The sequence below is a fragment of the Oceanibaculum sp. genome (assembly GCF_022449305.1).
Taxonomy (GTDB): Bacteria; Pseudomonadota; Alphaproteobacteria; order Oceanibaculales; family Oceanibaculaceae; genus Oceanibaculum; species Oceanibaculum indicum.
In genome coordinates this window covers 1-13119 of the sequence record NZ_JAKUSO010000001.1, presented here as the reverse complement: position 1 = coordinate 13119, position 13119 = coordinate 1, and the positions used below count along the sequence as shown (strand labels likewise).

The 13119-nt window shown below is 66.1% G+C and carries 11 protein-coding genes and 1 pseudogene; 4 read left to right on the top strand and 8 right to left on the bottom strand.

The window, feature by feature from the left end; translation table 11 throughout:
* Positions 1-10 precede the first annotated feature (10 nt).
* The 8 genes from MK313_RS00060 to MK313_RS00025 form a co-directional block, all read right to left on the bottom strand.
* Positions 11-958: a dimethyl sulfoxide reductase anchor subunit family protein gene (locus MK313_RS00060; RefSeq protein ID WP_287779243.1), complete on the bottom strand. Its 948-nt coding sequence runs from the start codon at positions 956-958 to the stop codon at positions 11-13.
* A gap of 26 nt (positions 959-984) precedes the next feature.
* Positions 985-1731 (bottom strand): 4Fe-4S dicluster domain-containing protein, encoded by a 747-nt coding sequence (locus tag MK313_RS00055; RefSeq protein WP_287779241.1) that lies wholly within the window; start codon positions 1729-1731, stop codon positions 985-987.
* A gap of 1 nt (position 1732) precedes the next feature.
* Positions 1733-4621: a molybdopterin oxidoreductase family protein gene (locus MK313_RS00050; RefSeq protein ID WP_287779239.1), complete on the bottom strand. Its 2889-nt coding sequence runs from the start codon at positions 4619-4621 to the stop codon at positions 1733-1735.
* 22 nt (positions 4622-4643) lie between these two features.
* Entirely contained in the window at positions 4644-6188 is a 1545-nt protein-coding gene (locus MK313_RS00045) for a UxaA family hydrolase (protein ID WP_287779237.1), read from the bottom strand.
* A 39-nt stretch (positions 6189-6227) separates the two neighbouring features.
* Positions 6228-6944, bottom strand: a complete 717-nt coding sequence (locus MK313_RS00040; protein ID WP_008945725.1) for a ribonuclease activity regulator RraA — start codon at positions 6942-6944, stop codon at positions 6228-6230.
* 133 nt (positions 6945-7077) lie between these two features.
* Complete coding sequence (locus MK313_RS00035; RefSeq protein WP_287779234.1) at positions 7078-7395, bottom strand: HigA family addiction module antitoxin; 318 nt, start codon at positions 7393-7395, stop codon at positions 7078-7080.
* A gap of 9 nt (positions 7396-7404) precedes the next feature.
* The gene (locus MK313_RS00030) at positions 7405-7686 is read right to left on the bottom strand and encodes a type II toxin-antitoxin system RelE/ParE family toxin (protein WP_287779233.1); all 282 of its coding nucleotides are present in this window, start codon (positions 7684-7686) and stop codon (positions 7405-7407) included.
* A gap of 41 nt (positions 7687-7727) precedes the next feature.
* A complete protein-coding gene (locus MK313_RS00025) occupies positions 7728-8915 on the bottom strand; it encodes a Bcr/CflA family multidrug efflux MFS transporter (protein ID WP_287779231.1) in 1188 nt (395 codons plus the stop codon).
* A gap of 168 nt (positions 8916-9083) precedes the next feature.
* On the opposite strand from MK313_RS00025, the gene MK313_RS00020 reads away from it, so the two are divergent.
* The 4 genes and pseudogenes from MK313_RS00020 to MK313_RS00005 all read left to right on the top strand — a co-directional run.
* The gene (locus MK313_RS00020) at positions 9084-10007 is read left to right on the top strand and encodes a DMT family transporter (protein ID WP_008945727.1); all 924 of its coding nucleotides are present in this window, start codon (positions 9084-9086) and stop codon (positions 10005-10007) included.
* 110 nt (positions 10008-10117) lie between these two features.
* Entirely contained in the window at positions 10118-11068 is a 951-nt protein-coding gene (locus MK313_RS00015; protein WP_008945728.1) for a hypothetical protein, read from the top strand.
* Between the two features lie 79 nt (positions 11069-11147).
* Positions 11148-12821, top strand: a complete 1674-nt coding sequence (locus MK313_RS00010; protein WP_287779224.1) for a glycosyltransferase — start codon at positions 11148-11150, stop codon at positions 12819-12821.
* A pseudogene (locus tag MK313_RS00005) lies at positions 12818-13119 on the top strand (glycosyl transferase); the annotation flags it as partial. The gene MK313_RS00010 and the pseudogene MK313_RS00005, both read left to right, overlap by 4 nt.

Genomic DNA, 13119 nt, shown 5'->3' with positions numbered 1-13119 from the left:
CCCGCCCCTTTTAGACCCGTTCCGCGCCGTAATAGAGCGTGACGGTGTGCTTCGCCTCGGCGAAGAACAGCCAGCGCTCGGCCAGGATTCCGATGGCGAGGCTCAGCACCGCCAGCAGGGATGAGGCCACGGCCACGCTCTGTCCGGCGGAGGTCAGCGCCAGCATGGTCAGCAGGATCGGGATGTAGAAGCCCGCCACCAGCGCGATGCGGCGCAGCTTCGCGGCGTGCTTGCGGCCGACCTTGAAGCCCATTTCCTTCAGCAGGTAGTTGCTCTCGGTATGCGGCGCCTCGAACAGCCGGACTTTGCCCAGATGGCCAAGGCCGGTGGCGGTCTCCGGCGTGCTTTCCGCCTTTGTGCGCTCGATGAAGTTCCAGTACAGCCGCTTCAGCGTCAGCGCGATCAGGCCAGCCACCAGCGCCGCCTCGCCGGCCAGCGGCAGCGCCGGACCCCACAGGTGCAGCAGCCCGTACAGCAGCACGCCGCCGCTGAACAGCGCCAGCGCCAGATAGTTCGGCAGCACCCATTTATTGTGCCACTGGTGGATCGGTTTCAGCGACGCGTAGATCATCGCCGTCGCCCAGACCGTTGCCAGCGACAGCGCGGCGGCGATGGGCCCCAGGATCGCGGTCCACAGGCCCGGCCCATAGACCATCCAGGCGAGCCAGAGAAGTCCGGCTGGCACGAAGGTCAGCACCGCCAGCACGCCCTCGCGCGACAGCCAGGAGGTGCGCCATTGCGAGAAGGCGCGCCAGGCGCGTTCCGGGTGCCCCAGATGGAAGGTGGAGGACAGCAGGCCGGCACTGACCAGCGCCAGCGCCACGCCCAGGCTGACGCCGCCAAACCAGCGGTCATTCGGCAGCAGGCCGAGCATGGCGCCGATGCCGAACAGCGCGATCAGCCCGTAGCCGGCGCCGGAAGCGGTGGTGAAGAAGATGACGGAAAAGGCGGGGTTCATCGTCTGGATAATTCCGGGCAGCGGGATCAGCGCGACAGCATCTGGTCAACCCAGCGCAGCAGGCCCTTGGCGGGCGTCGCGTCGGCATCGGCGGCGGGGGCCGAGGAACAGCCCGACAGCGGATTCTGGCGCGGGCGCGGCGGCAGGTATTTGTTGGTCGGCTTGTAGCCCAGCTCCGGCATCAGATCGTAGCCGCCGCGCGCGGCGACCAGCAGCGAGACCTCGGACTCAGGATCGCCCAGATCGCCGAAATGCCGCGCATGCGACGGGCAGGTGGACACGCAGGCCGGCACCCGGTCCTGCTCCGGCAGGTTCTCGTTGTAGATCTTGTCCACGCACAGCGTGCATTTCTTCATCACGCCTTCATCGCTGTCGAACTCGCGCGCGCCATAGGCGCAGGCCCAGGAGCACAGCTTGCAGCCGATGCAGGTGTCCGGGTTCACCAGCACGATGCCGTCCTCGGCACGCTTGTAGCTGGCACCGGTCGGGCAGACGGTGACGCAGAGCGGCTCCTCGCAATGCAGGCAGGAGCGCGGGAAGTTCACGGTGCGGCTGTCCGCACCCTCGCCGGCCTCGAAGCTGTGGATGCGGTTGAACCACACGCCGTCCGGCTTGGCGCCATAGGGGGCAAGGTCAGTCAGGGGGGCGGAATGGCCGCTGGTGTTCCATTCCTTGCAGTTCACCGCGCAGGCGTGGCAGCCGACGCAGACATCCAGGTCGATGACGAGGCCGAGCTTCTTCTGGCCGGGATTGGTGGGGGGCAGGGCGGTCATCTCAGCGCTTCCGGCTATTGGCGGCGCCGTAGCGAAGCACGGCGGGGCGCGGTGGCAGGTCGGGCGGGGTGAGGGTCGGGAAGACCGGCTCGCTGCGCTGCGCCTCGGTCGATTTGATCTTGTCGATGCGCACGCGCAGATCGTACCAGGCCGCCTGGCCGGTCACCGGGTCGGAATTGGAATAGCGGTAGCCGCCACGGTCCGGCAGCAGCTCGCTGATCGCGTGGTTCAGCAGGAAGCCCTTGGTCGCCTCCGGCGCGTCGGGGGCCAGGTTCCACGCACCGGCGCGCTTGCCGATGGCATTCCAGGTCCACACCGTGTCGCGGTTCACGCCTTCCATGGTCTGGATCTGGCATTTCAGCTTGCCGTGATGGCTGGTGACCCAGACCCAGTCCTCATCCTCCAGCCCTTCATCCGCCGCCAGTTCGCGGCTGATATAGAGCCGGTTGCGTGTGTAGATCTGGCGCAGCCAGGCATTCTGTGAGCCCCAGGAATGGTACATCGGCATCGGCCGCTGGGTCAGCGCGTGCAGCGGGTAATCGTCGGGATCGACGGCCTCCTCCTCGAACGGCACATACCAGATCGGCAGCGGGTCGAAATATTCCTTCACCCGCGCCCGGTCGCGCTCCGGCGGCTGCACAGCGCCATGGCCCAGGGCGGCGAGGCGGAATTTCTGCATCGGCTCGCTGTAGAGCTGCAACACGATCTGCTCGGGTGCATCGATCAGCCCCAGCTTCACCGCCGCCTCCAGATAGCCCTTGTTGGCGTGCTTGAAGTAGAGCTGGTCGGGTTCCAGCTCATGCTTCCAGAAGCAGCCATTCTCGACATAGCGCTCCAGCTGCTTCGGGTTGGATGCCCCTTTGCCGGGCAGGCTGCCATCCTCGCCGCGCCAGCCGGCCAGCGGGCCGACGCCGGGCTTGCGCTCGTGATTGACGATATAGTCGGGATAGCCGCCGGGGTAGCGCGGGCTGCCATCCTCCTTCACCAGGCCGGGCAGGCCAAGCCGCGCGCCAAGCTCGATCAGCACATCCTGAAACGGGCGCACATCGCGGTCCGGCTGGATGACCGGCTGGCGGATCGCGTCGGCGGGGCCGTGCGCGCTGCCGATCGGCCGGTCGAGCAGGGAGATGCAGTCCCAGCGTTCCAGATAGGTGGTGTCTGGCAGGATCAGGTCGGCGTAGGGCACCATCTCCGAGAAATAGGCGTCGGAATAGATGATGCGCGGAATCTTGTAGCTGCCATCGGCGTGCTTGTCGGTCAGCTTCTCGATGGTGCCGCCGGTGTTCATGGTCGAATTCCACGACATGTTGGCCATGAACATGAACAGCGTGTCGATGGGGTAGGGATCGCCCGCCCAGGCATTGTGGATCGCCATATGCATCAGCCCGTGGGCGGACATCGGCGCTTCCCAGGAATAGGCCTTGTCGATGCGCTTCGGCGTGCCGTCGGCCTCGACCAGCAGATCCTCCGGCCCGTGGGTGAAGCCCAGCGGCATGCCAGGCAGCGGCGTGTTCGGCTTTACCTCCTTGCCGGCCGGCTTCGGCCCCGGCGGCATCGGGCGCGGGAACGGCGCCTTGTAGCGCCAGGCGCCGGGCGTATCGATGGCGCCCAGCAGCATCTGCAGCAGGTGGATCGCCCGGCAGGTATGGAAGCCGTTGGAATGGGCGGAGATGCCGCGCATCGCATGCATGGCGACCGGGCGGCCGATCATCTTCTCGTGCCGGCGGCCGGCCCAGTCGGTCCAGGGCTGGTCGATCACCACCTGCTTCTCGAAGGCAACATGCGCGATCTCGGCGGCGATGCGGCGGATATCGTCGGCGGCGACCCCGCAGGTCTCGGCAACCGCGTCGGGGGCGTACTGGGTGTCGAGATAGCGCCCGGCCAGCAGCTCGAACACCGGCACCGCCTTGCGGCCGTCCGGCAGCGTCACCTCGCCGACCAGCGCGGGCGCGAAATCGGCGGATGTCGCCGCGACCGGCGCTTTCGCCTTCGCATCCCAGGCCAGCGGCTTGCCGTCGGCATCGCGGGCGAACAGCCCGTCATCGGCGCCGCCCGGATTGCGCACCACCAGCCAGGGCGCGTTGGTGTAGCGCACCAGGAAGTCCAGATCGATGCGGTTGGTGCGCAGCAGCTCGTGGATCAGCGCGAAGACGAACAGCCCGTCGGTGCCGGGGCGGATGCCGACCCATTCGTCGGCAATCGCGGCATAGCCGGTACGCACTGGGTTCACCGCGACATACTTCGCACCGCGTTCCTTCAGCTTGGTCAGGCCGGTCTTGATCGGGTTGGAATCGTGATCCTCGGCCACGCCAAACATCAGGAAATATTCGGCATGGTCCCAGTCCGGCTCGCCGAATTCCCAGAAGCTGCCGCCGATGGAATAGAGGCCGGCGGCGGCCATGTTAACCGAGCAGAAGCCGCCATGCGCGGCGAAGTTGGGGGTGCCGAACTGTGCCGCCCACCAGCCGGTGAAGGACTGGCTCTGGTCGCGCCCGGTGAAGAAGGCCAGCTTCTTCGGGTCGGTCTGGCGGATACCGCCTAGCCAGTCGGTGGCCAGCGACAGTGCCTCCTCCCACTCGATCTCCTTGAACTCGCCCGCCCCGCGCTCACCCACGCGCAGCAGCGGCTTCTGCAGCCGCGCCGGGGAGTATTGCGTCATGATGCCGGCGGAACCCTTGGCGCACAGCACGCCCTTGTTCACTGGGTGGTTCCTGTTGCCCTCGATGTAACGGACCCGGCCGTCCTTCAGATGCACCTTGATGCCGCAGCGGCAGGCGCACATGTAGCAGGTCGTGAATTTGGTCTCGTCAGCGACCTTCGGGGAGGTTTCCACCTGTTCGGCGGGGCCGGCCAGGCGTTCCAGAAGGTCGGGCTTGCGGTGCTGTGTCATGCTTTGCTGAATGCTTTCCGGCTCACGCCATCACGCCGATCTGCCAGGGCACGAATTCATAGCGACCCACGCCCAGCTCCTCGCTCTTGCTCTTCTTGCCCGATGCGGTGTCCAGCAGCAGCCGGAAGATGCGCTCGCCCATCTCCTGCATCGACACCTGGCCATCCATGATCAGGCCGCAATTGATGTCCATGTCCTCTTCCAGGCGGGTGAACATCGGCGTGTTGGTCGCCAGCTTGATCGAGGGCACCGGCTTTGCCCCGAACATAGAGCCGCGCCCGGTGGTGAAGGCGATCAGATTGGCACCGCCCGCCACCTGCCCGGTGGCGGACACCGGATCGTAGCCCGGCGTGTCCATGAAGACGAAGCCCTTGGTGGTCACCGGCTCGGCGTACTTATAGACCTCCATCAGCGGCCCGGTGCCGCCCTTCATGGAGGAACCCAGCGACTTCTCGAAGATGTTGGCGAGGCCGCCCATCTGGTTGCCGGGGCTGACCACGCCGTTGATCTGCGTGTCGCGGCCCTTGTTGTAATCGTCCTTCCACCAGCGGATGCGCTCGATCAGCTTCTCGCCGACTTCGCGGCTGACGGCGCGGCGGGTCAGCGTGTGCTCGACGCCATAGATTTCCGGAGTCTCGGACAGGATCGCCGTGCCGCCATGGCGGACCAGTATGTCCATCGCGGCACCCAGCGCCGGGTTGGCGGTGATGGAGGAAAACCCGTCCGACCCGCCGCACTGAAGCCCGACCGCCAGATGCGCGGCGGAAACGGTCTGCCGTGTGACCTTGTTGGCTTCCGGCAGCATCGTCTTTACCGCCTCGATGCCGGCCTCGATGCTTTTGCGCGTGCCGCCGGTCTCCTGCATGGTGAAGGTCTTGAGGTTATCGGAAACCTCCAGCCCCTGTTCCATCATCAGCCCGGCGATCTGGTTGCGCTCGCAGCCCAGCCCGATCACCACGGCGGCGGACAGGTTGGGATGGCGGATATAGCCGGCCATGGTCCGGCGCAGCAGCGCCATCGGCTCGCCCGACAGCTCCATGCCGCAGCCCAGCTGATGCGCCAGCGCCACCACGCCATCGACATTGGGATAATCGGCCAGCCGTTCCGGCGTGAACCAGTCGGCGACGCCATGCACGACGGTGGCCGAACAATTCACCGTGGAGATGATGCCGATGTAGTTGCGGGTCGCCACCCGCCCATCCGGCCGCACGATGCCCTGGAAGGTCGCGCGCTCCGCCTCCGGCAGCAGCTCGACCGGCTTGTAGTCGCGGGCATAGGCATAGTCGCGGTCGAATTCGCGGAACTCGATATTGTGGCTGTGCACCATGGCGCCGGCCGGAATGTCTTCCGCCGCGAAGCCGATGGTGGTGCTGTATTTCTGCACCGGCTCGCCCTTGGCGATGGCGCGCGACGCGATCTTGTAGCCCGCCTTCACATCGTCGCGGGAGGTGATGCCCTCGCCCGGAATCTCTGTGCCGGCGGCGACCGGGATACGGGCGACGACGACATTGTCGTCCGGGTGCAGGCGGATGACCGGACCGGTCATGGTCTTGGCGAAGGCGTTCATGGCTGGCCTCAGGAAAAGGGAGGACTGGCTATGGCGTGCTTAGCGGCCGTTCGCCTTGCGCCAGGCGGCGAAGTCGATGCGGGTTTGCTCCTCGGTGGCCGGATAGAGACCCAGGATGGAGCGGCCCTTCATCACCTCCTCGGTGACGAAATCCTCGAAGGCCGTCATCTCCACCGCCTCGGCGGCAATCTCGTCGGCCAGATGGGCCGGGATCACCACCACGCCATCGCCATCGCCCACCACGACATCGCCCGGCCAGACCGGCACATCGCCGCAGCCGATGGGGACATTGATGTCAATGGCCTGGTGCAGTGTCAGGTTGGTCGGCGCCGAGGGGCGGTTGTGATAGGCGGGGATGGCCAGTCGGGCGATTTCCGGTGCGTCGCGGAAGCCGCCATCGGTGACCACGCCGGCCACGCCGCGCTTCATCAGCCGGCTGACCAGGATGGAGCCGGCGGAGGCGGCGCGCGCATCCTTGCGGCTGTCGATCACGAACACGGCGTCGGGCGGGCATTCCTCGACCGCCTTGCGCTGCGGATGGCCTCGGTCCTGGAAGGCGGTCAGCGGGTTCAGATCCTCGCGCGCCGGCATGTAGCGTAGGGTGAAGGCCTCGCCGACCATCGGCCCGGCCTCCGGGTTCAGCGGATGCACATCCTGGATGAACTGGTTGCGGAAGCCGCGCTTGTACAGCGCCGTGCAGATCGTCGCCGTGCTGACACTCTTCAGCTTTTCCCGGGTTTCGGGCTTCAACGCCATGGGTCGCTCCGTGGAATTTTCTGGACGTCACCCGTCTGGGGACAGGCGTCGTCAGTTGTTATGATCGATAACAGGCAGTAAGGCATTCCCCGCCCGCCCTGTCAATTTACAGAGGGGGAATTTACCGCGCTATTCAGGCTGCGTGCGGCCGCACGCTTTTGCGGATCGCCTCGCCGGTTTCCTGTTCAACCTTTTTCAGGTCGTATTCCTGCTGCAGGTTCAGCCAGAACTTCGCGGAGGTGCCGAAAAACCGCGCAAGCCGGAGGGCTGTATCCGCCGAGACCGACCGTTCGCCCTTCAGGATGGTGGTGATGCGGTTCGGCGGCACGGCCAGCGCCTCGCCAAGCGCCCGCGCGGACAGGCCCAGCACCTCCATCTCGCCGGCCAGTATCTCGCCGGGATGGATCGGCGGCAGGCCGTTTCCAGCGCGCTCGAAACTCTCCTTGCTCATCGCAATCCCCTATCGGTGATAGTCCACCAGCTCCACGTCCTGCGCTTCGCCATCGTGAAAACGGAAGCAAAGCCGCCAGCGGTCGTTCACACGGATGCTGTACTGGCCCTTGCGGCTGCCGCCCAGCGCTTCGAAGCGATTGGACGGCAGCAGCATCAAATCCTCAATGGAATCGGCAGATTCCAGAATTTGCAGCCGCCGGGATGCCTGACGTTCTATACCGGCAAAGCGGCGAACCCGCTTTCCGGCGAAGAAGTCCCGCGTTTCCTTGTCGGCGAAGCTTTTAATCACACGGCACTATAACGAATGGTACGCGTTACGTCACGCGTACTTTACACCCTCGCTTCCATCCTTGGCAGCACGAACAGGCGCAAGGCCAGCGCGGCCAGCAGCAGGGCGCAGATGATGAAGGCCATTGGCCGGGCCGTGCCGTCATCCAGCACCCCGACCAGCGCGCCGGCGATGCCGCCGGTGCCGAATTGCAGCACGCCGATCAGGGCGGCGGCGCTGCCGGCGTTCCTGCCCTGCGACGCCATGGCGGCGGCCAGCGCGTTCGGGCCGACGATCCCCTGGCTGGCAACGCAGAAGAACAGCGGGACCAGCAGTCCGATCAGCCCGCCGATGCCGGTCGCCGCGATCAGCGCCAGCGCGACGCCGGCCAGGGCGGCAAGCGGCAGAACGGCGTTCAGGATCGTGCGCCCCTCAAAGCGGGCAAGCAGCCGGTGGTTCAGCTGCGCGGCGGCAATCAGGCCGATGGCGTTGAGGCCGAACAGCAACCCGTACTGTTCGGGCGGCACGCCATAGAGTTCGATGAACACGAAGGGCGATCCGGTGATATAGGCGAACATCGCCGCCTGCACGCAGCCGCCGGTCATGGCGAAGGCAAGGTAATGGCCGTTGGCCAGCAGCCCGCCATAGGTGCGGAACACCTGGCCCAGCCCGTCGCGGCGGCGTTTTTCGGCGGGCAGGCTCTCCGGCAAGAAGAAGATGACCGCCAGCAGGCAGAGGAAGCCGAAGCCGGCCAGCACCCAGAAGATCGCGCGCCAGTCGGCGATCAGCAATATCTGCCCGCCGACCAGCGGCGCCAGGATCGGCGCCAGCCCCATCACCAGCATGAGATGGGCGTAGATGCGGGCCGAGCCGCGCTCGTCGAACAGGTCGCGCACCATGGCACGGGAAATCACCATGCCGGCGCAGCCGCCCAACGCCTGGGCGAGGCGCAGCAGGATCAGGCTGTCGATACCGCCGGCCAGCGCAGCACCACCGGAGGCCAGCACATAGGCAGTGAGCCCGACATAGAGCGGCGGCTTGCGGCCATAGCGGTCAGCCAGCGGGCCATAGAGCAGCTGCCCCACGGCAAGCCCCAGCAGGAAGACGGACAATGTCAGCTGCACATTGCCGGCACTGGTCGCGAAATCCTGCTGCAGCGCCGGAAAGGCGGGCAGATACATGTCGATGGACATGGGGGCGAAGGCGGTCAGCGCGCCGAGGATCAGCGCCAGGCGAAGGGTCGAAGGCATGTTGGTCCGGTCGGTTTCGGTGTGCCCGCATGTCGAGGATGCCGGCCTGACACGCTCTATAGCATCCGATGGGCAGGGGTGCATGCGGGAAGAGGCCTGCGCATATTGCAGGCCTGGCCCGGCCTTCATGCGGTAGAGTTCAGGCACCGCTTCCTGCCGAGACCCATCATGTCCATCGCCGACCTTGCCTGGATCTGGATACCGATCACCCTCTGGGCGGCCTTCGCCCAGACGATCCGCAATGCCACCCAGCGCCATCTGGTGGCCGGGCTGGGCACGCTGGGGGCGACGCTGGTGCGCTTCCTCTATGGCCTGCCCTTCGCCATCGCCTGGCTGCTGCTGGTCTGGGGTGCGTCGGGCGAGGCAGTGCCGGGTCCGAACTGGTCCTTCCTGTTCTGGGTGGCGGAAGGGGCGGTGGCGCAGATCGCCGCCACGGCGTTGCTGCTGCGGGCGATGGCGGAGCGCAATTTCGCGCTGGGCGTGGCCTATTCCAAGACCGAAATCCTGCAGGTCGCGGTGTTCGGCGCGGTGCTGATCGGCGACCCGGTCACCCTGCCGGCGGTCATCGCCATGCTGGTGGCGACGGCGGGTGTGATGCTGGTCTCGCTGCCGGCGGGCAAGATGTCGCTGTCCGCGCTGATCGCCGGTCTCGGCTCGCGTCCGGCGCTGCTGGGCATTGCGTCGGGTACGATGTTCGCGCTGTCGGCGGTGGGCTATCGCGGCGCGGCCCTGGCGCTGGAGCCGGCCTCGCCGGTGATGGGGGCAGCGACCGCGCTGGTCTGGGCGCAGACCATCCAGACCGTGCTGCTGGGCGGCTGGCTGCTGGCGCGTAACGCGCCTGTCGTTCTGGCCGTGCTGAAGGCCTGGCGGCTGTCGCTGCTGGCTGGGATGATGGGGGCGCTGGCCTCCATCGGCTGGTTTACCGCCATGGCGCTGGAGCCGGTCGCCAATGTCCGCACACTGGGACTGACCGAGTTGCTGTTCAGCCTGATCGTCTCGCAGCGCGTGTTCCGCGAGAGCCTGTCGCGGCGGGAGATGATCGGGCTTGCCCTGGTGCTGATCGGCCTTGTCGGCATTGTCCGTGTGGCCTGACGGGACTCCGCCGCGCGGCTTGGTCGTGGGAGTTAGGTTGGAATTTAAAGATCGTTAACTTTCTTGGCGTATGGTTACCGCACACGAAAAGCGGTGAGTTGGCATCGGCGATGGAAAAAGCGACCCAGTTCCAGTTTCAGCATCGTCTGTTCAAGATCGAGGGCGGCCATTTCCGCCGCGATTCCCTGACGGGTGAGCCTGTCTATAACCTGCCATCGGACGATCTGAAGGTCGTGCTGCCGATCAATGCGCTGCGCACGGAATTCAGGATCGAGGGCGATCATCCCGACGCGCCGCTGATCGACCTGGTCGGTCAGGCGCTGAAGCATGTGCGGGAAGTGCATCCCGGCGATTCCATACCCAACGAGGTGATTGACGGCTCTGCCTCCTGGAGCATCGAGCCGCGCCATTACAAGCGCGCGCGCATGCGCATCGATGTGCAGCTTGCCTCCTGGGTGTCCGGCGACGAGCAGGTGCTGGTCGATGAGGACCTGCTGGAGCAGGTGGCCGATGACCCCAAGACCAAGGAAAAGCTCGATCGCGCCATTACCCGCCTGGGCAGCGAAATCGGCGGTGGGGCCGATGCCACCCTGTCGCCGACCGACCGGGTGAGCCAGCGCATCGAGGCGCTGGTGCGCGAACTCTCCTATCTCGAGGCTCTGCGGGAGCATTTTCTTGCCCTCGATTCCATCGCGCAGAAGCTTGAGAAGCTGATGAAGCTGTTCAAGACCAGCCGCGTAGTGAAGGACGAAATCAGCCGGGTAAAGGTGCTGTTCTCGACGCCGGAGAAGGATATCAAGGCGATCTTCACCGATATGGACGATCATACGTCCGAAGTGCGCAGCCTGGTGCTGAATTATGAGAACAGCGTCAGCTATATCCGCGACAAGCGCGACCTGTTGCGCGGCTATTCGCTAGAATGGGATGAGATTTTCGATCTCTGGCGGGAGACGCCGATTGTCGCCGATGAGAATGCGGTGCGGCTGATCCGGTCCACCTATCAGTTCCTCAGCCAGCGCTATGCTCCGGTCGTGAAATGGACCGCCAGCGCGATGCGCTGACAGGCTTTCTCGCCTTTTGATTGCGTTCTTATACAGAAACAATTTTTAATATCAGCCCTGGGATGTCATAGGGGCCGCTATGGCCGGCACGCCATCGATCCTGTTTGCCTGCCGTCTCGCAGGCGGGTGCTGTTATGTGGAGGCCGCCGATGCCGGCGGCGTGCCAGATGGTGCTGTATTTATCGGCCGGCAGGCGGACGGGCTGACGCGGTTCGGGCGGTTTCAGCCCGATGAACCGGCCATTGAGGCCGTAACCGGGCCGGATGCCTATCTGCAGCGCACTGCTGCCTATCCCACGGAGGTCCGCTTTGCCCTGCGCGAGGCGCTGGGGCGAATGAGCGCTCCGGCCTTCGGTCCCGATTTCGCCTGGTTGCAAAGGCTGGAAGCGCTACCGGCCCGGCAGCGCGCCGACCGCGCCTATGATTTCGGTGCCGGGCTGACGCTGGCGATACCCTGCGGCGATGCCGGCCTGTTCCTGCGCGGTTGGCTGTGGGACCCGCATGGTGCGGTGGAAGGGCTGACGCTGATCAGCCCCTTTGGTGAGCGCCAGCCTGTTACGCCACATCTTCTGCCGCTGAATGACGATCCGGTGCGCCGGCATTTTGCGCCGGACGGCCTGCCCGCCCATCCGGGCCCGCCGAATTTCGCCGCTTTCGTGCCACTGGTGTGCGACCCCTGCCATTGCCTGCAGGTACGGCTGGAAATCGCGTTGCAGGGCGGCCTGACCGAGGAACTGGTCTCCCCGGTGCATCGCCTGTCCCGGCCACAAAGCCGCGACGCGCTGCTGGCCAGCCTGCCCGCCGAAGCGGTGACACCGGCCCTGTTGGAAGGCTGCGTGCATCCGGCGCTCTCCGCCCTGAATGGCGATCTGATGGCAGGCAGGCATCTGGCCGATGTTCAGCGCTTCGGTGCGGCGTCGTCGGAGGCCGCGGTCAGCATCATCGTGCCGCTCTATGGTGCCTATGATTTCCTCGATATCCAGGCGGCGCGCTTCGGCTTCGATCCCGGCCTGCGCGATGCCGAAATGATCTATGTGCTCGACCGGCCGGAGGATGCGGCGCTGGTGCGCGACCGGCTGGACGGGCTGCACCGCACCTACGGGCTGGCCTGTCGCCTGGCGGTGTGTGCGGAGAATTACGGCTATGGCCCGGCCTGCATGCTGGGGGCAGGGCTGGCCAACGCCCCGCTGTTGCTGTTCCTGAACGCCGATGTTGTGCCGGAAGAATCCGGCTGGCTGGCGCGGCTGGCGGCGTTCCACCGCGCCCAGCCGGATGTCGGTGTCACCGGGCCGCGCCTGCTGTTCCCCGATGGCGGCTTGCAGCATGCCGGGCTGTTCTTCTCGCACGGGGAGCAGAGATGGTGGGTGAACCGGCATTACTGGAAGGGCTTTCCCGGCGACCATCCGCCAGCACTGGTCAGCCGCGAAGTGCCGGGCGTCACCGGCGCCTGCCTGATGATCGATGCCGGCCTGTTCCGGCAGGCGGGCGGATTCGATGCCGGCTATGTGCTGGGCGATTTCGAGGATTCCACGCTGGCGCTGGCCTGCCGGGCGCTGGGGCGGCGGAACCATTACTGCGCCGATGTCGTATTGACCCATCAGGAGCGGACCTCAATGGCGCTGCATCCGGGTCATCGCGGCGGCATCGCTTCGGCTTATAATGGTTGGCTGCAGGACAGGGTCTGGGGCGAGGCCATCGCGGCGCTGATGGCCGATCCGACCTTCGCCGAAACGCCGTTGCCCGTGCCCGCGTGATCCGGGTCCTGCATCTGGTCCATAATCATCCGGACGCGCATCCGGGCGGCACGGAGATTCAGGCGGCACGGCTGGTTCGCGCCCTGAACGCGGATGGCAGGGCGGAGGCGCATCTGGCCGCCGCCACCAACCTGCCGCCGCATCCCGGCACCGTCCTGCGCCGCAGCCGGGACGGACGCGACGCGCTGCTGGCGGGCGGCCAGTTCGACCGCTTCCTTCTGTCCCAGCGCGACCGCCGGCATTTCCTGGCCGAGTTCGCCCGCACTCTCGCCCTGCTGAATCCGCAGGCGGTGCATCT